General features: G+C 74.1%; 18 protein-coding genes. 11 read left to right on the top strand and 7 right to left on the bottom strand.

From position 1 onward, the window contains the following. Positions 1-882, top strand: coding sequence for an alpha/beta fold hydrolase (locus GWJ10_RS09435; protein WP_163187070.1), 882 nt, complete (start codon positions 1-3; stop codon positions 880-882). A gap of 19 nt (positions 883-901) precedes the next feature. Here the strand turns inward: GWJ10_RS09435 and GWJ10_RS09430 are convergent, their stop codons facing one another. The 3 genes from GWJ10_RS09430 to GWJ10_RS09420 all read right to left on the bottom strand — a co-directional run bounded on the left by GWJ10_RS09430 (position 902) and on the right by GWJ10_RS09420 (position 6,124). Next, positions 902-2,119 (bottom strand): amidohydrolase, encoded by a 1,218-nt coding sequence (locus GWJ10_RS09430; protein ID WP_163187067.1) that lies wholly within the window; start codon positions 2,117-2,119, stop codon positions 902-904. Then, positions 2,116-3,366 (bottom strand): YncE family protein, encoded by a 1,251-nt coding sequence (locus tag GWJ10_RS09425; RefSeq protein WP_163187065.1) that lies wholly within the window; start codon positions 3,364-3,366, stop codon positions 2,116-2,118. The genes GWJ10_RS09430 and GWJ10_RS09425 overlap by 4 nt, the downstream gene beginning before the upstream one ends. Before the next feature lie 73 nt (positions 3,367-3,439). Further along, positions 3,440-6,124 (bottom strand): ATP-dependent DNA ligase, encoded by a 2,685-nt coding sequence (locus GWJ10_RS09420; protein WP_163187062.1) that lies wholly within the window; start codon positions 6,122-6,124, stop codon positions 3,440-3,442. Positions 6,125-6,339: 215 nt separating this feature from the next. Here GWJ10_RS09420 and GWJ10_RS09415 point away from each other — a divergent pair, with 215 nt between their 5' ends. After that, positions 6,340-7,038: a GTP pyrophosphokinase family protein gene (locus tag GWJ10_RS09415; RefSeq protein ID WP_074809919.1), complete on the top strand. Its 699-nt coding sequence runs from the start codon at positions 6,340-6,342 to the stop codon at positions 7,036-7,038. A 41-nt stretch (positions 7,039-7,079) separates the two neighbouring features. On the opposite strand, the gene GWJ10_RS09410 is transcribed toward GWJ10_RS09415, so the two are convergent. Further along, complete coding sequence (locus GWJ10_RS09410; protein WP_031315545.1) at positions 7,080-7,382, bottom strand: DUF1905 domain-containing protein; 303 nt, start codon at positions 7,380-7,382, stop codon at positions 7,080-7,082. Between the two features lie 90 nt (positions 7,383-7,472). Between GWJ10_RS09410 and GWJ10_RS09405 the strand changes: the two genes are divergently transcribed. Together GWJ10_RS09405 and GWJ10_RS09400 are read left to right on the top strand one after the other, a co-directional pair. Beyond that, a complete protein-coding gene (locus GWJ10_RS09405; RefSeq protein ID WP_163187060.1) occupies positions 7,473-8,531 on the top strand; it encodes a Ku protein in 1,059 nt (352 codons plus the stop codon). Positions 8,532-8,657: 126 nt separating this feature from the next. Continuing rightward, the gene (locus GWJ10_RS09400) at positions 8,658-9,110 is read left to right on the top strand and encodes a VOC family protein (RefSeq protein ID WP_043654330.1); all 453 of its coding nucleotides are present in this window, start codon (positions 8,658-8,660) and stop codon (positions 9,108-9,110) included. A 213-nt stretch (positions 9,111-9,323) separates the two neighbouring features. Here the strand turns inward: GWJ10_RS09400 and GWJ10_RS09395 are convergent, their stop codons facing one another. Together GWJ10_RS09395 and GWJ10_RS09390 are read right to left on the bottom strand one after the other, a co-directional pair. Then, positions 9,324-9,485 (bottom strand): hypothetical protein, encoded by a 162-nt coding sequence (locus GWJ10_RS09395; protein ID WP_163187058.1) that lies wholly within the window; start codon positions 9,483-9,485, stop codon positions 9,324-9,326. A gap of 2 nt (positions 9,486-9,487) precedes the next feature. Next, positions 9,488-10,132: a TetR family transcriptional regulator gene (locus tag GWJ10_RS09390; protein ID WP_241005733.1), complete on the bottom strand. Its 645-nt coding sequence runs from the start codon at positions 10,130-10,132 to the stop codon at positions 9,488-9,490. Between the two features lie 226 nt (positions 10,133-10,358). On the opposite strand from GWJ10_RS09390, the gene GWJ10_RS09385 reads away from it, so the two are divergent. The 6 genes from GWJ10_RS09385 to GWJ10_RS09360 all read left to right on the top strand — a co-directional run bounded on the left by GWJ10_RS09385 (position 10,359) and on the right by GWJ10_RS09360 (position 17,633). Next, complete coding sequence (locus GWJ10_RS09385) at positions 10,359-11,918, top strand: MFS transporter (protein WP_241005732.1); 1,560 nt, start codon at positions 10,359-10,361, stop codon at positions 11,916-11,918. A 97-nt stretch (positions 11,919-12,015) separates the two neighbouring features. After that, positions 12,016-13,896, top strand: a complete 1,881-nt coding sequence (locus GWJ10_RS09380) for a metallophosphoesterase (protein ID WP_163187054.1) — start codon at positions 12,016-12,018, stop codon at positions 13,894-13,896. Between the two features lie 54 nt (positions 13,897-13,950). Next, entirely contained in the window at positions 13,951-14,655 is a 705-nt protein-coding gene (locus GWJ10_RS09375; protein ID WP_163187052.1) for a YceI family protein, read from the top strand. Positions 14,656-14,689: 34 nt separating this feature from the next. Further along, complete coding sequence (locus GWJ10_RS09370; RefSeq protein ID WP_061266759.1) at positions 14,690-15,418, top strand: metal-dependent transcriptional regulator; 729 nt, start codon at positions 14,690-14,692, stop codon at positions 15,416-15,418. A gap of 232 nt (positions 15,419-15,650) precedes the next feature. Continuing rightward, positions 15,651-16,829 carry an MFS transporter gene (locus GWJ10_RS09365; protein WP_241005749.1) on the top strand — a complete coding sequence of 393 codons (1,179 nt, stop codon included), beginning with the start codon at positions 15,651-15,653 and terminating at the stop codon, positions 16,827-16,829. Between the two features lie 147 nt (positions 16,830-16,976). Further along, a complete protein-coding gene (locus tag GWJ10_RS09360; protein ID WP_241005731.1) occupies positions 16,977-17,633 on the top strand; it encodes a vitamin K epoxide reductase family protein in 657 nt (218 codons plus the stop codon). 33 nt (positions 17,634-17,666) lie between these two features. On the opposite strand, the gene GWJ10_RS09355 is transcribed toward GWJ10_RS09360, so the two are convergent. After that, entirely contained in the window at positions 17,667-18,113 is a 447-nt protein-coding gene (locus GWJ10_RS09355) for a YbjQ family protein (RefSeq protein ID WP_051876945.1), read from the bottom strand. Positions 18,114-18,204: 91 nt separating this feature from the next. Between GWJ10_RS09355 and leuS the strand changes: the two genes are divergently transcribed. Beyond that, positions 18,205-21,180: a leucine--tRNA ligase gene (gene leuS, locus GWJ10_RS09350; protein ID WP_241005748.1), complete on the top strand. Its 2,976-nt coding sequence runs from the start codon at positions 18,205-18,207 to the stop codon at positions 21,178-21,180. Positions 21,181-21,220 lie beyond the last annotated feature (40 nt).

The following is a 21,220-nucleotide window of genomic DNA, read 5'->3' as shown; positions in this document are numbered from 1 at the left end:
ATGACCGACACCGACCGCACCGAGCACCCTGCCGAGAACCTCGCCGAGGCGTCTGCCGCCGCGCCTCCTGCCCGGCGCCCCGACACCGTCGTGCTCGTGCACGGCCTCTGGATGACCCCCCGGAGCTGGGAGGGGTGGGTCACGCACTACGAGCAGCAGGGACTCACCGTCCTGGCGCCCGGCTACCCCGGTTTCGAGATCGAGGTCGAGGGGCTCCGGGAGAACCCGCAGCTCATCGCCGACCTCACCGTCCCGGAGACCCTGGACCACCTGGCCTCCGTCATCGAGGCGCTCGACACGCCGCCGATCATCATGGGCCACTCGTTCGGGGGCACCCTCACCCAGCTCCTGCTCGCGCGGGGTCTCGGCGCCGCGGGCGTCGTGATCGACTCGGCGCCCACCGAGGGCGTGCGCGTCACCCCGGTGTCCCAGGCGCGCTCCCTCTTCCCGGCGCTGCGCAACCCCGCGAACCGGCACCGCGCCGTCGGCTTCACGCCCGAGGAGTTCCACTACGCGTTCACGAACACGCTCAGCGAGGAGGCGTCGCGCGCGGTCTGGGAGCGGTACGCGATCCCCGCCCCCGGCCACTGGGTGTGGGAGTACGGCCTCGTCGCCAACTTCAAGCCCGGGCACCAGGACACGTGGGTCGACTACTCGGCGGACCGGGCGCCCCTGCTCTTCGTCGCGGGGGAGCAGGACCACATCATGCCGCCGGCCGTGAACCGTTCGAACGCCAAGCACTGGGAGGCCTCGCCCGCGCTCACGGAGTACTACGAGTTCGCGGGCCGCGACCACTGGACGTGCGCGGCGCCCGGGTGGGAGGCGGTCGCGGACCACGCGCTCGACTGGGCCCTGGCGCACGCGAGGGCGCCGCGCGCCTGACGGCTCGGGGCCCGCGACGTCAGACGAGCACGTCGCCGTCGCGGGCCACGACCCGGCCGCCCGCGACGACGAGCGCGCGGCGCGGGGCGCGCACGACGGCGTCGGGCACGTTTTCCGCGTCGACGAGCACCACGTCCGCGGGCGCGCCGACGACGAGGTCGTGGACGTCGCGGCCGACGAAGCGTGCGGCGTCGGACGTCGCGACGCGCGCCGCGGTGACGAGCTCCTCGTCGTACCGGAAGCGCGAGAGGCGGGCGAGCTGGGTCGTCAGCGCGAGGAGGTCGCCCGTCCCGTACGGGGACCACAGGTCGCGGATGCCGTCCGTGCCGAGCCCGACGGCGACGCCCGCCGCACGCAGCGCGTGCACGGGCAAGGGAGCGGCGCCGATCGGCGCGACCGTGGTCATGGTGATACCGGCCTCGCCCATCGCGGCGACGAGCTCCGCCTGGCGCGACGCCGGGACGTCGCCGACCGCGAAGCCGTGCGCCACGTTGACCTTCCCCTGGAGGCCGGCGCGCAGGGTGCGGTCGATCATGAGCTCGACCTGGAACGCGCCGAGGTCCCCGCCGTCGTGGAGGTGCACGTCGATCCCGACGCCGCGGCGCTCGGCGATCGCGAACAGCCCGTCGAGCTGGCCGACGGGGTCGCGGTCGATCGACGCCGGGTCGAGGCCGCCGACGTGCTCGGCGCCCGCGGCGGCGGCCGCGTCGAGCAGGTCGAGCACCCCGGGGCGGCGCAGCACGCCGTCCTGCGGGAACGCGACGATCTCGGCGTGCACGGCGCCGTCCAGCGCGGCGAGCGCCTCGCGCACGACCTCGATGCCGCGCAGCCCCAGGCCGAGGTCGACGTCGACGTGGGTGCGGATCGCCGTCGTGCCGTGCCGCACGAACTCGCGCAGCACCGTGAGCGTCACGTCGACGCCCGGGATGCCGAGCTCGTCGCGGTGCGCGCGCTCGTGCGCGATGCGGCCCTGCGTCGTCGCCTCGCCGCCGTAGCTCACCCAGGGCCGGCCCCACCAGCTCTTGTCGACGTGCGCGTGGGCGTTGACGAGGCCCGGGAGCGCGAGCAGGCCGCGGCCGTCGACCACGCCGGCCTCCGGCGCCGTGCCGGCTGCCGGGTCGTGCGGCGTCACCGCGGCGATGCGGCCGTCCGCGACGTGCAGGTCGACCGGCTCGCCGCCCCAGGGGCGGACGTCGCGCAGGACGGTGACGGTCTCGGGGGTGCGGGCGGTGGTCATGCGGCGGGTCCTTCCGGCAGCGGGACGACCACCTGGGGCCGTCCGGGGATCTGGATCTCGTACGTGTCGAGCGTGCCGAGGTCGACGACGGTCGCGCCGTCCCACGCCTCGGCCTGCGTGTACCCGCCGACGAGCACGGCGCTCGGGCGCCCCGTCGCGGGGTCGGTCCACGTCGTCACGGTCTCGTGGCGGCGCGTGAGCGAGGTGACCTGCTCCGCGCCGGTCGCCGGGTCGAGCACCGTCACGTTCGGCCCGCCCGTGGCGTTGCCGAACGGGCCGTTGCCCACGACGACGACGCGGCCGTCGGGCGCGCGGGCGACGCCGTGCTGGTGGCTGTCCGCCGCCGAGGCGACGGTCGTCGTCGTGCCGGTGGCCGGGTCGAGGCGGACCAGCACGCGGCCCTGGTAGGGCAGCAGGAGCGAGCCGTCGTCGTCGAGCACCGCGTAGTGCGGCTTCTCGAACGACGCGAGGCCGCCGTCCGTGCCGAACGGCGCGACCTCGATCCGCCGGGCCTCGAACGTCGTGGTGTCGACGACGTGCACGGAGAACGTGTCGTGGTCGACGGTGTAGACCTCGCCGCCGTCGGCGGCGACGAGCACGTCGAACGGTCGCAGCCCCACGGGGGTGCTCGCGACGACCTCGCGCGACGCGACGTCGATCGTCTCGAGCGTCGACGAGTCGCCGCGGTGGACGGCGACGTGGACGCGGGCGCCGTCGGGCGAGACGGCGATGCCCATGCCGCCGCGGCGGTACTCGCCGAACGCGACGCGCGCGGGCGCGTCCCGGTAGGGGAGGAGGTCGACCCGCTCGCGCGTCGCGAGGTCCACGACGGCGACGCCCTGGGCCGTCGAGACGTAGGCGCGCATCGTCGGGGCGTGCACGGCGACGCCCCACGGCGCGGCCCCGACCTCGATGCGGTCGACGACGGCGCTGCCCTCCCGGATCGTCGGGTCGACGACCGCGAGCCCGTCGGACTCCGCCTCGGTCGCGAGCAGGAACCGCGGGGTCTCGACGGCGGGCACGGCGTCGGGCGCTGGGGGCGTCGGCCCGTCCCCGGGCGTCGTCGCCGGAGCCTGCGGCGTGGCGGCCGGGCTCGGCGGCGCAGCGGGCGCGGCGTCGTCGCCCGCCCCGCCGGGCGTGCACGCGGCGAGGACGGCGACACCGAGCGCCGCGGCCCACGCCACCACGCGGCGCGGCCGACGGTTCCCGGGCCGGTCGGTGCGGCGCGAGAGGGGAGGGGCAGCCATGGCCAAATGGTATACCAATCGTGCGAGCGCGCCGCGGGCGCGATGCGGCGACCGACCGAGGACCGCGGCCGGGTCAGCCCTCGAACGTCGCGGGCGCCTCCAGCACGACGTCGTCCGGTGACTTGTCCCGGCGCCATCCCTTCCACACGGGGTGGCGCAGCTTGCCGAACGGGACGTCGTCCCCGTCGCCCTCCCCGGCGCCCGTCCACTCGGCGTAGACGACCTCCGCGACCCGCCGCGGCGACACCCAGTGCGCGTCGCGCGCGTCCTCGCGCGGCACGCCCACCGCGGGCGGCGTCGTGCGACCGATCCGGTCGAGCTCGGCGACCAGGTCACGCCGCTCGGCGTCCGTGAAGCCCGACCCGACCCGGCCCACGTAGACGAGGCGGCCGTCGTCGGGCACGGCGAGCAGCAGGGACCCGACGAGGTGCGTCCGCTCGCCGTGGCCCGGCCGCCACCCGACCACGACGACCTCCTGCGACTGCGCGTGCTTGAGCTTCAGCCACAGCGCCGAGCGGCGGCCCGACGAGTACGCCCCGTCGCGCCGCTTCGCGACCACGCCCTCGAGCCCCAGCCGCCTCGACGTCTCCATCGCGGCCTCCAGGTCCCCGTCGAACACGGGCGGCACGTGCACCGGGGCGACGGCGTCGCGCAGCACGTCCTCCAGCACCTCGCGCCGCTCGTCGTACGGGCGCTTCGCGAGCGACCGCCCGCCGGTCTCCAGGACGTCGAACACCATGAGGTCGACCGTGACCCGCCGTCGCGCCGCGGCGACGTCCCCCGGCTTGGCGATGTTCGCGCGCTGCTGGAGACGCCGGAAGCTCGGCCGCCCCCGCGCGTCGAGCGCGACGATCTCCCCGTCCAGCACCACCGGCAGCGCCTCCGCCGGGACCTGCTCCGCGAGCGCCTGCAGCTCCGGGTACGTCACCGACATGTCCTTGCCCGAGCGGCTCACGAGCCGCACGCGCCCCTCGGCCACGTGCGCGAGCGTCCGGAACCCGTCCCACTTCATCTCGAACGCCCACGCGTCGCCGTCGTGCAGGTCGCCCGCCGACGCGGGCGACGCGAGCATCGGCCGCCAGTCCGTCCGAGCCGGCCGCGGCTCCGGCGTGTCGTCGTGGTCGGGCGAGGACGCGCCCCGAGCCGACCGCGAAGCCGGGGGTGGGGAGGAGGTGCCGGGTCGTGGCGGGTCTGGCGGGAGCGGCGAGGGACGAGCCGCGGATGGTAGACCCGGCGCCTCCTCCCCACCCCCGGCGCCCCGACCCCGCGCGCTCTCGCCCGGACGGCTCGGCCTCGGCGCCATGAGGTGGATCAGCCAGTTGTCCTCGTCGCGGCCGTCGCGGCCGCCCGTGTGGATGAGCGCGAGGCGGCGCGTGCCGTGCTGCTCGCCGTGGAGCGTGACGATGACCTCCTCGCCGTCGCGCCACTTCTCGAGCTCGTACGTGCCGGCGTCCCAGATGGTCACCTCGCCGGCGCCGTACTCGCCCTTCGGGATCGTGCCCTCGAACGAGCCGTAGGCGAGCGGGTGGTCCTCGGTCTGGACGGCGAGGTGGTTCTTCTTCGGGTCGGTCGGCTCGCCGCGCGGGAGCGCCCAGCTCACGAGGACGCCGTCGTGCTCCAGCCGGAAGTCCCAGTGCAGGCGGCGGGCGTGGTGCTCCTGGATGACGAAGCTGTTGCCCGCGCTCGGCGGCGGCGCCTCGTCCGGGACGGGCTCGGGCGTGCGCCCGGCGTCGCGCATGGAGCGGTACCGGTGCAGGCGGTCGGGCCGCTCGTCGTCCGGCCCGCCGTCCGCGGTCCCGCTGCCCGACGCCGCACCCCCCTTGCGCTCGAACGTCGCCATGCGCGCGGGCGTGGGCTCGAGCGCGGAGAGGTGTCCCTGCGTGAGCGCGGCGAGCGGGTCGCCCAGGGTGCGCACGCGCTCGACGACCTCGTCGAGGTCCAGGTGGCGCAGGTCCGGGTCGTCGAGCTCCTCCCAGGTGCGGGGCGCGGCGACGGTGGGGTGCTCTCGCCCGCGCAGCGAGTAGGGCGCGATCGTCGTCTTGTTGCCGTTGTTCTGGCTCCAGTCCACGAGCACCTTGCCGCCGCGCAGCGACTTCTTCATGTCGCTCACGACGAGGTCGGGGTGCTCGGCCTCCAGGTAGCGGGCGAGCTCGTGCGCGACGGCGGAGACGGCCGCCGCGTCCTGCTTGCCGTCGAGCGCGGCGTACAGGTGGATGCCCTTGGACCCGCTCGTCACGGGCAGGGGTTCGAGGCCCATGCCCTGGAGGATCTGCCGCGCCTGGCGTGCGACCTCCGCGCACTCGGCCAGCCCGGCCCCCGGGCCGGGGTCGAGGTCGAGGACGAGGCGGTCGGGGTCGAGGTGCGCCCCGGTGCGGCCGAACTGCCACTGCGGCACGTGGAGCTCGAGCGACGCCGTCTGGCCGAGCCACGTGAGGGTCGCGAGGTCGTTCACCAGCACGTAGTCGTTGGCGCTGCTCTTGTGCTGGATGCGCCGCGTGCGCACCCAGGACGGGACGCCCTGGCCCGCGTTCTTCTGGAAGAACACCTGGCCGTCGACGCCGTCGGGCCACCGCTTGCGCGTCGCGGGCCGGTTGGCGCAGTGGGGGAGCATGACGTCGGCGACGGCCGCGAGGTACGCGAGGACGTCGGCCTTCGTCGTGCCGGTGGCGGGGTAGAGGACCTTGTCCAGGTTGGTGAGCCGCAGGCGGTGACCACCGACGTTCACCGTCTCGCCCGCCCGGCTGGATGTGGTGGCCATGGGCCCATCGTGGCGCGGGCCCGACGGCGTCGCCCGCCGTGGCGGGAACTTCTCGGCGCCCTCGACCGTGGACACTGGGTGGGGCTGTCCGACCGGCCGGGGAGCCCGCCCGGGGTCGATGCCGGACCGAGAGGATCACCGTGACGCACCTGACGACCGACGACGTACCGCTCCCCGCGGAGATCGGTCCCCGCGTCCGCGAGTTCCGTCGCCTGATGATGAACTACAAGTTCGGCATCGACGAGGTGATGACGAAGATCACCGTGCTCCGCGACGAGTTCCGGCACGTGCACGACGACAACCCGATCGAGCACCTGGGCTCGCGCCTGAAGTCGCTCGAGTCGATCGTCGCGAAGGCGCGGCGCAAGGGGATCCCGCTCACCCCGGAGGGCGTGCGGGAGAACATGTTCGACGTCGCGGGCGTCCGGGTCACGTGCGCGTTCGTCTCCGACATCTACCGCGTGCGCGACCTGCTCGTGGGCCAGCGCGACCTCACGGTCCTGGAGGAGCGCGACTACATCGCGCACCCGAAGGGCAACGGCTACAAGAGCCTGCACCTCATCGTCCAGGTGCCGGTGTTCCTCTCCGACCGGGTCGAGGACGTCGTCGTCGAGATCCAGCTCCGCACGATCGCCATGGACTTCTGGGCGAGCCTGGAGCACAAGATCTACTACAAGTACCAGCGGGACGTGCCTCAGCACCTGACGGACGCGCTCAAGCTCGCGGCGGACGTCGCCGCGACCCTCGACACGACGATGGAGCGCATCCACGACGAGGTCCGCAGCCTCGACGGCGTGCCGGAGCCGGTCGAGAACACCGACGAGCTCGCCACGCCGCGCGAGGTGATGGAGAGCTTCATGCGGACGGCGCAGGTCGCCGACGAGGCGTTCCACGAACGCCGCCACGACGGCTGAGGCGACGCTCCCGCGCGGGCCGCGCGACGACGTCGGGCCGCTCAGACCAGCGTCTCGACGCCGATCCGCACCCGGTCGCCGACGTCGACGCCCTCGGCGCGGCGGACCGCGGCCTTGATCGGCACGACGAACGTCTTGCGCTGCGCGTCGGGGAACACCGACGTGGACCAGCGCTGCGCCCCGAGCGTCACCTCGACCTTGACCGAGCCGAACCCCGCGGGCGGCAGCGGCAGCTCCGCGATCTCGTCGCTCACGTCCTCCGGGAGCGCGGCGAACACCCAGCTGTCGGTGCGCGCCTCCCACCGCCACAGCTCGGCCTCGAACTCGAACCTCGTCCCCGCCACCCGTCCATGGTGCCGCGGGCCACCCACACGCGGTGCCGACGTCGCGCCGTATCCCTCGCGGGCGGGCGCCGGTGACGCCACCATGGACGGATGAGGGCCATCTGGAAGGGCGCCATCACGTTCGGCCTCGTCAACGTGCCGGTCAAGGTGTACTCCGCGACGGAGGACCACGACGTGCCGCTGCACCAGGTCCACGACAAGGACGGCGGCCGCATCCGCTACCGGCGCGTGTGCGAGATCGACGGCGAGGTCGTGCCGTACGAGCACATCGACAAGGCGTACGACGACGGCGAGCGCACCGTCGTGCTGACGAGCGAGGACTTCGCCGCGCTCCCCGCCGAGCGCAGCCGCGAGATCGAGGTCGTGGAGTTCGTGCCGAGCGAGCAGATCGACCCGCTCCTGCTCGACCGCAGCTACTACCTGGAGCCCGACTCGAAGTCCAACAAGGCGTACGTGCTCATGCGGCGCACGCTCGAGGAGACCGACCGGACGGCGATCGTGAAGTTCGCGCTCCGCCAGCGCACGCGGCTCGCGGCGCTGCGCGTGCGGGACGACGTGCTCGTGCTCCAGACGCTGCTGTGGGCCGACGAGGTGCGCGAGGCCGCGTTCCCCTCGCTCGACGACGAGGCGAGGGTGACCGACAAGGAGCTCGCCATGTCGGCGCAGCTCGTCGCGAGCTTCGAGGCGGACTTCACGCCGGAGGATTACGAGGACGACTACCAGGCGCAGCTCCGCCAGCTCATCGAGGCCAAGCTCGAGCAGGGCGACGCGCTCGACACCGCCGAGACCTTCGGCGAGCAGCCGGAGGAGAGCGAGGGCGCGGAGGTCATCGACCTCATGGAGGCGCTGCGCAAGTCGGTCGCGTCGTCCAAGAGCTCGCGCGCGAGCGGGGGGAAGGCCTCAGGTTCAGGCTCAGGTTCACGGTCCGGGTCGGGCTCCGGGTCGACCCGGAAGTCCGGTTCCGGCCGCGCGAGCTCGTCGTCGGGCAAGGGGTCGAGCGGTTCCCGGTCGACGAGCGCGAGCAAGAGCTCGGGCACGAAGGAGAAGGCGGCGTCGAAGCCGGCCGCGAAGAAGAGCACGAGCCGCGCCGCCTCCACGAAGGAGAAGTCCACCACCTCGAAGACGACCCGGAAGAAGGCGTCCGCCTAGCACCGGGCGGCGGGCGGGCGCGCACCGCGCGATCCCGGGCGGGTGCGATGAGTTCCGCGCCCGGCGCCCGTCGGAACGGGTGGGCGGTCGACCGGCCGCCCGCGAGGCCCTGCGAAGGAGACGACGATGCGTGCGATCGTGCCGAGCCTGTGGTTCGACGGCAACCTCGAGGAGGCCATCACGTTCTACTCGAGCGTCTTCCCCGACGCGAAGGTGGGCGACGTGTTCCGCCAGCCCGACGGCACCGCCGTGTCGGCGGACTTCGAGCTCGCCGGCCAGCGGTTCGACGCCATCAACGGCGGTCCGCAGTTCCCCTTCACCGAGGCGGTGTCGTTCGTCGTCGAGTGCGAGTCCCAGGACGAGGTCGACGAGTACTGGGCGGCGCTCACCGACGGTGGCCAGGAGTCGCAGTGCGGCTGGCTCAAGGACCGGTTCGGGCTGTCGTGGCAGGTCGTGCCGCTCGAGTTCCTCGCGATGCTGCAGGACCCCGACCCGGCGCGCGTGCAGCGTGTCGTGGACGTGATGATGACGCAGTCCAAGCTCGACCTGGTGCCGTTGCGCGCCGCCTACGAGGGCTGAGCCGGCGCGGAGAGGCCGAACCCGCCAGGTCCAGGCGGTGACGTGCCTGTACCCGAGCGCCTGCTCGCGCGGGACCGACGAGCATCTCGGCGAGGGCGAGGAAGTGACGGACGATCCCGTGCTGTCCGTGCTCGAGGACGAGCGACGTCGCCTCGGTGTGGTGCACGCCGGAAGGGTTGGACGCAGCGATCACGACGTTCGCGTCGGCGACGATCACTCGTCCCAGCCCGCCCGGACGTCGTCGAGGTAGTCGGCCGCCGCGTAGTGCTCCGAGACCGTCGTGAGCGCCGCCACCGCCCGGCGATGCTCGGCCTCGGCGACGTCGTCCTCGTGCTCGAGGGTTGGGCGTCGGGGCTCCGAGGTGCTCGTCGGCACGGTCAGGATCTCTGGCGTCGCGCCGCTCCGTCCGGGCGTCGCAGCGCGACGAGCTCGCCGATGAGGCCGAGGAGGTCGTCCACGTCGTCGCCGGGGCGGGGGCCGCGGAAGGCGAGGTCCTCGTCCGCCGTGCCGTCGCCGTCGTCCCCCTCGTCACCGCCCGTGACGCGGCCGAGCACGTCGCTGCTCAGCGCGGCGTGCGCGTAGAGGCCGTCGCTGAGCAGGACGATCGCGTGGGCGACGACGGGGTCGCCGACCTCGTCGAGCACGGCGCGGGTCCACGCGTCGTGCGCGCCGTCGAGCGCAGCACGGGCGCGCGGGTACGACCCCTGCGCGAGCCGGGACACGGCGAGGTAGACGAGCTCGAACTCCGTGTCGACGAGCGTCGAGGTGCGGATGAGGTAGTCGACGGCCCCCGCAGGGGCGGCGCGCATGGCCTCCACGTCGGCGGCGGTGAGCTCCCGGAGGTGCTCGGTGAGGCCGTCGGCGAGCGCGTCCTTGGAGCCGAAGTGGTAGAGCAGTCCGCCCTTGGACACCCCGGCGCGCTCGGCGACCGCCTCGAGCGTGGCGGCGCGCTCGCCCTGCTCGACGAGCAGGGACGCGAACGCCCGCAGGACCTTGGCGCGAGCAGCGGGGGGCGGCGGCATGGCACCGAGGGTAGTCGGCCCGTGCGGACCCGCAGGCCGGTGAACCGCGAGCCCGCGGCCGGTGCGGGGGCGCCGGTCGGGGGGAGGCGGCGCGGTGCGCAGCGTCACAGGCGCGGGTGGGATGACGGTGGCCTGTCCCGTCGTTACTATACCGTCTGGACGGTCTGGAAGTTCGGCGCCACCGCGTCGCCCCGGCCGCCCGGAAGACGTGGAAGGACCCCTCGCCGTGACGACCCCCGTGACGACGACCCCGACCGGGACCACCGCCCAGCACGAGCCCGCGACGCGTGGACCCGCGCGCGGCGCCGCCGGCCGCTGGTTCGCGCTCGCCGTGCTCATGCTCCCGGTGCTGCTCGTGTCGGTCGACAACACCGTGCTCAGCTTCGCGCTGCCCCAGATCTCCGAGTCGCTGCGCCCCACCGGGACGCAGCTGCTGTGGATCATCGACATCTACCCGCTCGTGCTCGCCGGTCTGCTCGTGCCGATGGGCTCGTTCGCCGACCGCGTCGGCCGCCGTCGGCTGCTCCTCACCGGTGCGGTGGGCTTCGCCGCCGTCTCCGTGGTCGCGGCCTACGCGCCCAGCGCCGGAGCGCTCGTCGCGTCGCGCGCCGCGCTCGGCTTCTTCGGCGCCATGCTCATGCCGTCGACGCTCTCGATCCTGCGCAACGTCTTCACCGACCGCGAGGAGCGCCGGCTCGCCATCGCCGTCTGGGCCGCCGGGTTCGCGGCCGGGTCCGCGCTCGGGCCGATCGTCGGCGGCTTCCTCCTCGAGCACTTCTGGTGGGGCTCGGTCTTCCTCCTCGCCGTCCCGGTGCTCGTGCTGCTGCTCGCGCTCGCGCCGTTCTTCGTGCCCGAGTCGCGCGACCCCGCGCCGGGCCGGATCGACGTCCTGTCGATCGTGCTCGTCATGGCGACCATGACCCCGGTCGTCTACGGCATCAAGACCTTCGCGAAGTCCGGCCCGAGCGTGGTCGCGCTCGCGAGCGTCGCCGTCGGGCTCGCCGCGGGCGTGCTGTTCGTGCGCCGTCAGCTCCACCGGTCCAACCCCATGATCGACGTGCGCCTCTTCACGCGCGGTGCCTTCAGCGGCGCGGTGCTCGTCAACCTGCTGTCCGTGTTCTCGCTCGTCGGCTTCCTGTTCTTCGTGTCGCAGGACGTCCAGCTCGTGCTCGGGCTCGGCCCGATGCAGGCCGGCGTCGCGCTCCTGCCGGGGCTGGTCGTCATGATCGTCGCCGGGCTCGGCGTCGTCCGGGTGGTGCGGCGCGTGCGCCCGGCGCACGTCGTCGCCGTCGCGCTGCTGTTCTCCGCGACGGGCTACGCGATCGTCGCCGCGGGCGCCGGGCAGAGCACGCTCGCGCTGCTCATGGTCGCGTTCGTCGTGCTCTCGCTCGGCGTGGGCGCGGCCGAGACCGTGTCGAACGACCTCATCGTGTCGTCCGTCCCCGCCGCGAAGGCGGGTGCCGCGTCCGCGATCTCCGAGACCGCGTACGAGGTGGGCGCCGTGCTCGGCACGGCGGTGCTGGGGAGCATCCTCACGGCGTCGTACCACGCGAACGTCGTCGTCCCGCAGGGAGTCCCCGCGGCCGACGCCGTCGCCGCGGCCGAGACGCTCGGCGGCGCGACCCAGGTCGCCTCGACCCTGCCCGCCGGGCAGGCGCAGGCGCTGCTCGACTCCGCGCACGCCGCGTTCGGCAGCGGCGTCGGCACGACGTCGCTCATCGGCGTGGTGCTCATGCTCGTCGCCGCGGGCGTGGCGCTCGTCACGCTGCGGGGCGCGAAGTCCTGACGGCGCGCCGCCTCGCGCGCCCCGCCGCACCCTCGCGGCGGGGCGCGCGGCGCTCGCGGTTGGCGACGAGAGCCGCGATCCGGGAGGCTGGGCGGTGATGAGCCGTCCGCACCGCACCCCGCCCCGCTGGGTCCGCTGGACCCTCGGCATCCTGCTCGCCCTCGTGCCGTGCGTCGTGTGGGGGGTCACGACGGCGACGGCCGAGCGCAGCCTCGGCCCGCACGAGGCGCTGTACGAGGTCACGACGAACGGCCTCGTCACCGTCGACCTCGGCCCGCTCGGGACGATCCAGATCGACTCGCCGCTGCCGCTCGGCCTGGGCGCCGACGTCACGGTCGAGGAGATCCCTGCCGACCTCACGGCCGTCGGGCAGGCGGACACGCTGGAGGGCCTGTCCCAGGACCTCGAGGACTATCTCCGCTTCTTCGGCGGCCCGCAGGAGACGATCGGCTCCGTCGCGCGCGCCCTCGTCGTCGACGCGCTGCGCCGCACGGGGTTCGCGATCCTCGTCGTGGCGGCCGTCGGTGCGGGTCTCTACCTCCTGCTCGGCCCGCCGCGCCGGCGCGAGCTCAGCGAGCGGGTCGCGCCGCGCACGTACGAGATCACGGCGGGCGTCGTGCTCGTCTCGCTCGTCGGGGCGTCGCTCGTCGCGAGCGACCCGGGCACGACGGCCGGGCCGTCCCAGCGCGCGTCCGCCGTGTTCGACGGGACCCCCCTCGAGGGCGCGCGCATCACCGGCCGGCTCGCGGGCGTCGTCGACACCTACGGCGCGATGCTCATCGACCTCTACCGCGAGAACGAGGACTTCTACGCGCGCGCGGACGCCCACCTCGTCGCGGCCTGGGACCGGCGCGACCGGATCCAGCGCCTCACCGCGCCGCGTCCCGCCGCGGCGGGCACGTCCGACGACCGAGCCTCCGACGAGCCGTCCGACGGCGCGTCCTCCGACGCGACGGGCGACGCCCCGGACGCGACGGAGGGGACGACGTCGGGCACGGACGACGGGACCGACGCGGGAGCCGACGAGCCCGGCGCGCCCGACGACGGCTCCGACAGCGAGACCGACACCGAGGCGGGCGACGAGCCGACGCCGCGGCCCGCCCCCGCGGCGGAGGAGGACCTCGTCACGCTCCTCGTGGTGAGCGACCTGCACTGCAACACCGGCATGGCCCCGCTCATCCGGACCGCGGTGGAGCGGTCGGGGGCGTCGGTCGTCCTCAACGCCGGCGACACCACGATGAACGGCACGGCCGTCGAGTCGTTCTGCGTCGACTCGTTCGCCTCCGCGGTGCCGAAGGGCGTGACGATGGTCGTCGCCGACGGCAACCACGACAGCGTCGAGACCTCGGCGCAGGAGCGCGCGAACGGCCAGACCGTCCTGGACGGCAAGGTCGTCGAGGTCGAGGGGATCCGCATCCTCGGCGACCGCGACCCGCTCGAGACGCGGCTCGGGCTCGGCAGCCAGCCGCCCCGCGAGGAGACGCCGGAGGAGTACGCGGCCCGGCTGACCGAGGTCGCGTGCGCCGAGCAGGCGGACGGCGACCCGATCGACCTCCTCCTCATCCACACGCCCCGCATGGGGAACGAGGCGATCGACTCCGGCTGCGTCCCGAACCAGGTCTCCGGGCACATGCACACCCGGTCCGGTCCGGAGCGGACGGGCGGGGGCGTCCGGTACGTGAGCGGGAGCACCGCGGGCGCGGTCAAGGACCAGCTCCGCATCGGCCCGCTCAAGGGCACCGCGGAGATGACGGTGCTGCGCTTCGACCCCGACCGGCGGCGCATCGTCGACTGGCAGCTCGTGCAGATCGGGACGGACGAGTCCGCGAAGGTCTGGCCGCGGATCGCGTGGCCCACGCCGTCCGGCGAGCCGGTCGTCGAGGAGGCCGGCACCGAGGTCGGCACCGAGGGCGACGTGCCCGACGGCGACGCGCCCGCCGACGCCCCGGCCGGGGGTGAACCCGCGGGCGAGGGCTGAGCCGCTGCGCGTCGGTGCTCGCCGCGCGCTGCGCGGCACGGCAGGATGGGGCGTATGAGCAGGTCGACGCGCTGGATCGTCGTGTCGGTGGTCCTCGCGCTCGTCGTGGTGCTCCTCGCCCCGTTCGTGTACTCGGAGGTGCAGGAGGGCCGCACCCCGCCCCCGCTGGGTCTGCAGTCGCCGGGGGAGGAGGCGGCGTCCGCGGCCCCGGCCGCGCCCGGGCCCTTCGACGTGGACGGCGAGTGGGTCGTCGCGCCGGGCTCCGAGGCGGGCTTCCGCGCGGACGTCCTCGACGTCCCGGCGGACGAGGCGGTGCTCCTCGGCACCACACCGGACGTCACCGGCACGCTGCGCGTCGCGGACGGCGAGCTGCAGACCGCGACGGTGACCGTCGCGACGACCGCGCTCCGGACCGGGTCGTCCGTGGCGGACCGCCAGCTCCAGCAGGCGCTCGAGACGGACCTGTACCCGACCACGCTCTTCTCGCTCACGTCGCCGCTCGACGTGAGCGAGCTCACGGCCACCGACGAGACGGTCCGGCTCCAGGCCGCGGGGGCGCTGACGATCCGCGACGAGACCCAGGCCGTGACGGTCGCGCTCGACGTGCAGCGGTCGGGACAGGGGGTGCTCGCGACCGGGGCGATCGGCGTGCGCTTCTCCGACTTCGGCATCGCGGTGCCGCCCGACGCGCCCGTGCAGGTGCGCGACGACGGGACGGTCGAGGTGCGGCTCGAGCTCGTCCGGTCCGCGACCCCCTGAGCCCCCGCCGGACGCCGTGACCTAGGGTGGTCGGGTGGACCACCCGACCGACCTGACGCCCGTCGCCCAGGACTACCTCAAGGTCGTCTGGGCCGCTCAGGAGTGGGCGGACGAGCGCGTGACGACGAAGCTCCTCGCCGAGCGCATCGGCGTCGGGGCCTCGACCGTCTCCGAGACGGTCCGGCGGCTCAGCGCCCAGGGTCTGCTCGAGCACGCGCCGTACGGCGCGATCACGCTCACCGAGCGCGGCCGCAGCCTCGCGCTCGCGATGGTGCGCCGCCACCGGCTCCTCGAGACGTACCTCGTGTCCGAGCTCGGCTACGGGTGGGACGAGGTCCACGACGAGGCGGAGGTGCTCGAGCACGCGGTCTCCGACCTGCTCATCGAGCGCATCGACGCGCGCCTCGGGCACCCCACGCGCGACCCGCACGGCGACCCGATCCCCGGCGCCGACGGGACCGTCGTCCGCCCGCCCGCGGTCCCGCTCGCGGAGCTCGTCGTCGGCGACCGCGGCACGGTGGTGCGGATCTCCGACGCCGACCCCGACGTGCTGCGCTACCTCGCCGAGATCGGCGTCGGCCTCGACACGGGCGTCGAGGTCCGCGAGCGCCGCGAGTACGCGGGCATCCTCTCGGTCGTCTGGTCGCCGCCGGCGGAGGGCGTCGAGCCGGTGCCGGAAGGCCGCCCGGCGGCGCCCGCCCAGCTCGGTCTGCGCGCGGCGGACCACGTGTGGGTCGTGCGCGCCGAGCCCGTCTCCGCCTAGACTGGTCGCCTGCCCTTCTTCTCGTCGCCGATGTCGCCGACCGGGCTCGAATCGATTCGACAACTCCGCTCCGAGCCGCTCGCCCGACCATCCCGACCGACGCACGAGGACACCCATGACCGACGCCACCCCGTCCGCACCGCCGTCGGACGCCCCTGAGCCGCGCGACGCCGGCCGCTTGCGCGACGCCGGCCGCCTGCGCGGCGCCGGGCCCGCGCTGCTCGCGCTCGCGATGGGCGGCTTCACCATCGGGACGACCGAGTTCGCGACCATGGGGCTCCTGTCCGACATCGCGACCGACCTCGGCACGTCCATCCCGACCGCCGGCCACGCGATCACGGCCTACGCCGTCGGGGTCGTCGTCGGTGCGCCGCTGCTCACCGTCGCCGCGGCACGCGTGCCGCGCAAGACGCTCCTCCTCGCGCTCATGGCGTTCTACACGCTCGGGAACCTCTTCTCCGCCACGGCGGGGAGCATCGAGACCCTCGTCGCCGGGCGCTTCCTCGCCGGGCTGCCGCACGGCGCGTTCTTCGGCGTCGGGGCGGCGGTGGGCGCGGCCGTCGCGGGTCCTGGCCGCCGGGGCCGCGCCGTCGCGACGATGATGGCGGGCCTGACGATCGCGAACGTCGTCGGTGTCCCTCTCTCCACGTTCGCCGGGCAGCAGCTCGGCTGGCGGGCCGCGTTCGTCGTGGTCGGGGCGCTCGGGCTCGTGACGCTCCTGGCGCTGTGGCGGCTGATCCCCGCCGGGGCGGGCGACGAGGACACGAGCGTGCGGCGCGAGCTCGGCGCCCTGCGCAACGGCCCGCTGTGGACGGGGTTCGTCGGCGCCGCGATCGGGTTCGGCGGCATGTTCGCCGTGTACTCCTACGTCGAGCCGACCGTCACGCGCGTCACCGGGCTCGCGTCCGGCGCGGTGCCGCTCGTGCTCGCGATCTTCGGCGTCGGCATGACGGTCGGGACGGTGCTCGGCGGCCGGCTCGCCGACCGCTCGGTGATGCGCACCGTGTACCTCGGGTTCGTGTCGACCGGGGCGATGCTCGCCCTCTTCGCGCTCACCGGGCAGCACCCCGTCCCGGCCGTGCTGTCGCTGTTCCTCCTCGGCGTCACGTCGCAGATCCTCGGCCTGTCGCTCCAGACGCGGCTCATGGACCTGTCGCCGTCGGCGCCGTCGCTCGGTGCGGCGCTGTGCCACTCCGCGCTCAACGTCGGCAACGCCAACGGGGCGTTCCTCGGCGGGCTCGTCATCGCCGCCGGCTGGGGCTACCTCGCGCCCGCCTGGACGGGCGTCGTGCTCACCGTGGCCGGCCTCACCATCATCCTCGTCGCCGGTCGCCGCCCCGCGGGCGTCGTGGTCGCCACGCTGCCCGACGACGCGCACGCGCCGTCGGCGGCCGTCGCGCCGCCGCGGTAGCCCCCCGACCGACCGAGGTGGCCCCCGTGCGGTGGTCCGGTGTCTCCCAGCCAGGTCCCAGCGGGGCGCGGTAGGTTGTGCCGTGCGCGCACCGCCGTGCGCGCCGTCACGTCCGGCGGGAGCCGGTGACCCACGAGGAGCGTCCCCGTGAGCAAGAGCGCCACCGCCGGTGCGAACGTGTCCGCCGAGCCCGACGACGAGCTGCTGCCAGCGTCCGGCCCCCGCCCGATCAGGCCGCGCACGATGGGCTGGCTGCTCGTCGTGCTGGGCGCGATCGGCCTCGCCGGCTCGGCGGCGCTCGCGATCGAGAAGTACCTCAAGCTCGCCGACCCGGGTCACGTCGCCTCGTGCAGCGTCAACGCCCTGCTCGACTGCGGCGACGCGATGGACTCGTGGCAGGGCGCGCTCCTGGGCTTCCCCAACCCATTGCTCGGGATCGCGGCGTTCCCCGTGGTGATCACCACGGGCGTGGTCCTGCTGGCGGGCACCCGCCTGCCGCGCTGGTACTGGCTCGCACTCCTCGGCGGGACGACGCTCGGCATGGGCCTGATCGTCTTCCTCATGTGGACGACGATGTACGCGATCTCCGCGATGTGTCCCTACTGCATGGTCGTGTGGTTCGCCATGATCCCGCTGTTCTGGTACCAGGTGGTCCACGCCGTGCAGGAGGGCTACCTGCCCGCGGGCGAGGGCGTGCGCCGCACCCTCGTCCGCAACCGGAACCTGTTCCTGGCGATCGCCTACGTCGCGCTCGTCGCGTGGATCGTGCTGGTCAAGGGCCCGATCATCGTCTCGCTGTTCTGACCGGCGCCGCCGCGCCGGTGGTGCCGTGTCGCGTCAGCGCCAGGCCGGCTGGTCCGGCGCGGCGTCCTGCGGGTAGCCGTGGCCGCCCGGCTGCGGGGGAGCGGACGGCCCACCCTGGGCCTGGTGGGCGGACTGCGCCGTCGCGCCGGGCTGGCCCGCGGCGAGCGGGCTGACGACGACGGCCGTGCCGTACGCGCACACCTCCGAGAACGACGCCGCGATCTCGCCGGTGTCGAAGCGCATCCCGACGACGGCGTTGGCCCCGCGGCGCTGCGCCTCCTGCACCATGCGGTGCATGACCTCCTGGCGCGACTCGTAGACGAGCTGCGTGTACTCCTTGACCTCCCCGCCCCCGATCGAGCGGAAGGACGCGACGAAGTTCGCCCCGAGGTTGGCGCTGCGCACGGTCATGCCCATGACCTCGCCGAGCACCGCGTCGATGCGGTAGCCGGGCACGTCGTTGGTCGTCACGATGATCACGCCGCACATCCTCGCACGGGGCGGACGGCCGCCGTCGGGCCGTGCGACGGCCGGTAAACTCGGCCGGGTGACCACGCCTGACACGACCTCGATCCCGCACGCCCCGGACGCCCCCGCCGCGGGCGGCCCCGCCCACCGCTACACGCCGGCGCTCGCGGAGCAGATCGAGCTCAAGTGGCAGGAGCTCTGGGAGCAGCGCGGCACGTTCTGGGCCGCGAACCCCACGGGCGACCTGACGGACGGCGAGGGCGACGGCCCCCGGGGCGCGAGCCCGTACTTCATCATGGACATGTTCCCGTACCCGTCGGGCGCGGGCCTGCACGTGGGGCACCCCCTCGGGTACATCGCGACGGACGTCGTGGGCCGGTTCCGGCGCATGCGCGGCGAGAACGTGCTGCACGCCCTCGGCTACGACGCGTTCGGCCTGCCCGCCGAGCAGTACGCGGTGCAGACGGGTCAGCACCCGCGCGTGACCACCGAGGCGAACATCGCCAACATGCGCCGGCAGCTGCGCCGCCTCGGGCTCGCGCACGACTCGCGCCGCACGTTCGCGACGATCGACCCCGAGTACGTGCGCTGGACGCAGTGGATCTTCCTGCAGATCTTCGACTCCTGGTACGACCCCGAGGCCCTGCGCCCCGACGGTGGTCGTGGCCGCGCGCGCCGCATCGCCGAGCTCGAGGCCGAGCTCGCGTCCGGTGCCCGGCCGGTGCCGGGCGGCGTCGAGGGCGTCGAGGAGGGGGCCGACTGGGCGACCCTCACGCCCCAGCAGCGCCGCGCCGTCGTCGACGCGCAGCGCCTCGCGTACGTGGACGAGTCGCCCGTGAACTGGGCCCCCGGCCTGGGCACGGTCCTCGCGAACGAGGAGGTCACCGCCGACGGCCGCTCGGAGCGCGGGAACTTCCCCGTGTTCCAGCGCAGCCTGCGCCAGTGGAAGATGCGCATCACCGCGTACGCCGACCGCCTCGCGGACGACCTGGACCTCATCGACTGGCCCGAGAAGGTCACGGCGATGCAGCGCAACTGGATCGGTCGCAGCGAGGGCGCGCTCGTGCGGTTCGCCGTGCTCGGCACGCCCGACGGGGCGAACGACGCCGCGGCGGAGTCCGGCGCGGAGGTCGAGGTCTTCACGACGCGCCCGGACACGCTGTTCGGCGCGACGTTCATGGTCGTCTCGCCCGAGCACCCGCTGCTCGACGAGGTCCCGGCGCACTGGCCGGACGGCACGTCGAGCGCGTGGACGGGCGGGCACCGCTCGCCGGTCGAGGCCGTCGCGGCGTACCGCCGCGAGGCCGCCGCGAAGACCGCTGTCGAGCGCCAGGCCGACGCCGGCAAGAAGACGGGCGTGTTCACGGGGCACCTCGCGGTGAACCCCGTGAACGGCCAGGCGATCCCGGTCTTCACCGCCGACTACGTGCTCATGGGCTACGGCACGGGCGCGATCATGGCCGTCCCCGGCGGCGACGAGCGCGACTTCGCGTTCGCCGAGGCGTTCGGGCTGCCGGTCGTGCGCACGGTCGAGCCCGCGGACGGGCTGCCGGAGGACTTCACGGGCCCGTACACGGGCGACGGCGTGGTCGTCGGCTCGGCGAACGACGAGATCTCGCTCGACGGGCTCGACGTGCCCGAGGCGAAGCGCCGCATCACCGAGTGGCTCGTGGGCAAGGGCATCGGCGAGGGCACGACGACGTACCGCCTGCGCGACTGGCTGTTCAGCCGCCAGCGCTACTGGGGCGAGCCGTTCCCCATCGTCTGGGACGAGAACGACCAGCCCGTCGCGATCCCCGACGCGCTCCTGCCCGTCGACCTGCCGGACGTCCCCGACTACGCGCCCCGCACGTTCGACGCGGACGACGCCGACTCGTCGCCCGAGGCGCCCCTGGGCCGCAACGACGAGTGGGTCAACGTCACGCTCGACCTCGGCGACGGGCCGAAGCAGTACCGCCGCGACACGAACACGATGCCCAACTGGGCCGGGTCGTGCTGGTACTACCTGCGCTACCTCGACCCGCAGTGGGACGGCGGCGACCAGGACACGGTCGTCGACCCCGAGCTCGAGCGCTACTGGATGGGCCCGGAGCACAACCCGAGCGCGGGCCGCGCCGGGGGCGTGGACCTGTACGTCGGCGGTGTCGAGCACGCCGTGCTGCACCTGCTCTACGCGCGGTTCTGGCACAAGGTCCTCTACGACCTGGGCCACGTGTCGAGCGTCGAGCCGTTCCACAAGCTCTTCAACCAGGGCTACGTCCAGGCGTACGCCTTCACCGACGCGCGCGGCCAGTACGTCCCCGCCACCGAGGTCACGGAGGAGCCCGCGCCCGACGGCTCGGGCGAGGTCGTGTACCGCTGGAACGGCGAGGTCGTGCAGCGCGAGTACGGGAAGATGGGCAAGTCGCTCAAGAACGTCGTCACGCCCGACGAGATGTACGCCGAGTACGGCGCCGACACGTTCCGCGTGTACGAGATGTCGATGGGCCCGCTGGACCTGTCGCGCCCGTGGGAGACGCGCGCCGTCGTCGGGTCGCAGCGGTTCCTGCAGCGCCTGTGGCGCAACGTCGTCTCCGAGGAGACGGGCGAGGTGACGGTCGTCGACGAGCCGGCGTCGCCCGAGACGCTGCGCGCCGTGCACCGGGCGATCGCCGACGTCCGCGTCGAGATGGAGCACATGCGCCCCAACACGGCCATCGCGAAGCTCATCACGCTGAACAACCACCTCACGGCGCTCGGCCGCGTGCCGCGCGAGGCCGTCGAGCCGCTCGTGCTCATGACCGCGCCCGTCGCGCCGCACATCGCGGAGGAGCTGTGGGAGCGCCTGGGCCACGAGCGCTCGCTCGCGCACGAGCCCTTCCCGACGGCGGACGAGCGCTACCTCGTCGAGGACACCGTGACGTGCATCGTGCAGGTCAAGGGCAAGGTCCGCGGCCGGCTCGAGGTGCCGCCGTCGATCTCGGAGGAGGACCTCACGGCCGCCGCGCTCGCCGAGCCGAACGTCGTGCGCGCGATCGACGGCGCCGAGGTCCGCAAGGTGATCGTCCGCGCCCCGAAGCTGGTCAACATCGTCGTCTGACGACCCGACTCGCTGAGTGCATGAAATCGTCGCGTGCCGG

It is taken from the genome of Cellulosimicrobium sp. SL-1, assembly GCF_011033075.1.
In the GTDB taxonomy this organism is placed as follows: domain Bacteria; phylum Actinomycetota; class Actinomycetes; order Actinomycetales; family Cellulomonadaceae; genus Cellulosimicrobium; species Cellulosimicrobium funkei.
The sequence above is the reverse complement of the archived record's forward strand: the minus strand, read 5'-3'. Positions and strand labels throughout refer to the sequence as shown.

What these genes read in the sequence shown, in the direction of transcription:
- GWJ10_RS09435 (WP_163187070.1), top strand. Translation starts at nt 1, where the DNA reads ATGACCGACACCGACCGCACCGAGCACCCTGCCGAGAACCTCGCCGAG.
- GWJ10_RS09430 (WP_163187067.1), bottom strand. Translation starts at nt 2,119, where the DNA reads ATGACCACCGCCCGCACCCCCGAGACCGTCACCGTCCTGCGCGACGTC.
- GWJ10_RS09425 (WP_163187065.1), bottom strand. Translation starts at nt 3,366, where the DNA reads ATGGCTGCCCCTCCCCTCTCGCGCCGCACCGACCGGCCCGGGAACCGT.
- GWJ10_RS09420 (WP_163187062.1), bottom strand. Translation starts at nt 6,124, where the DNA reads ATGGCCACCACATCCAGCCGGGCGGGCGAGACGGTGAACGTCGGTGGT.
- GWJ10_RS09415 (WP_074809919.1), top strand. Translation starts at nt 6,340, where the DNA reads ATGATGAACTACAAGTTCGGCATCGACGAGGTGATGACGAAGATCACC.
- GWJ10_RS09405 (WP_163187060.1), top strand. Translation starts at nt 7,473, where the DNA reads ATGAGGGCCATCTGGAAGGGCGCCATCACGTTCGGCCTCGTCAACGTG.
- GWJ10_RS09400 (WP_043654330.1), top strand. Translation starts at nt 8,658, where the DNA reads ATGCGTGCGATCGTGCCGAGCCTGTGGTTCGACGGCAACCTCGAGGAG.
- GWJ10_RS09390 (WP_241005733.1), bottom strand. Translation starts at nt 10,132, where the DNA reads ATGCCGCCGCCCCCCGCTGCTCGCGCCAAGGTCCTGCGGGCGTTCGCG.
- GWJ10_RS09380 (WP_163187054.1), top strand. Translation starts at nt 12,016, where the DNA reads ATGAGCCGTCCGCACCGCACCCCGCCCCGCTGGGTCCGCTGGACCCTC.
- GWJ10_RS09375 (WP_163187052.1), top strand. Translation starts at nt 13,951, where the DNA reads ATGAGCAGGTCGACGCGCTGGATCGTCGTGTCGGTGGTCCTCGCGCTC.
- GWJ10_RS09365 (WP_241005749.1), top strand. Translation starts at nt 15,651, where the DNA reads ATGGGCGGCTTCACCATCGGGACGACCGAGTTCGCGACCATGGGGCTC.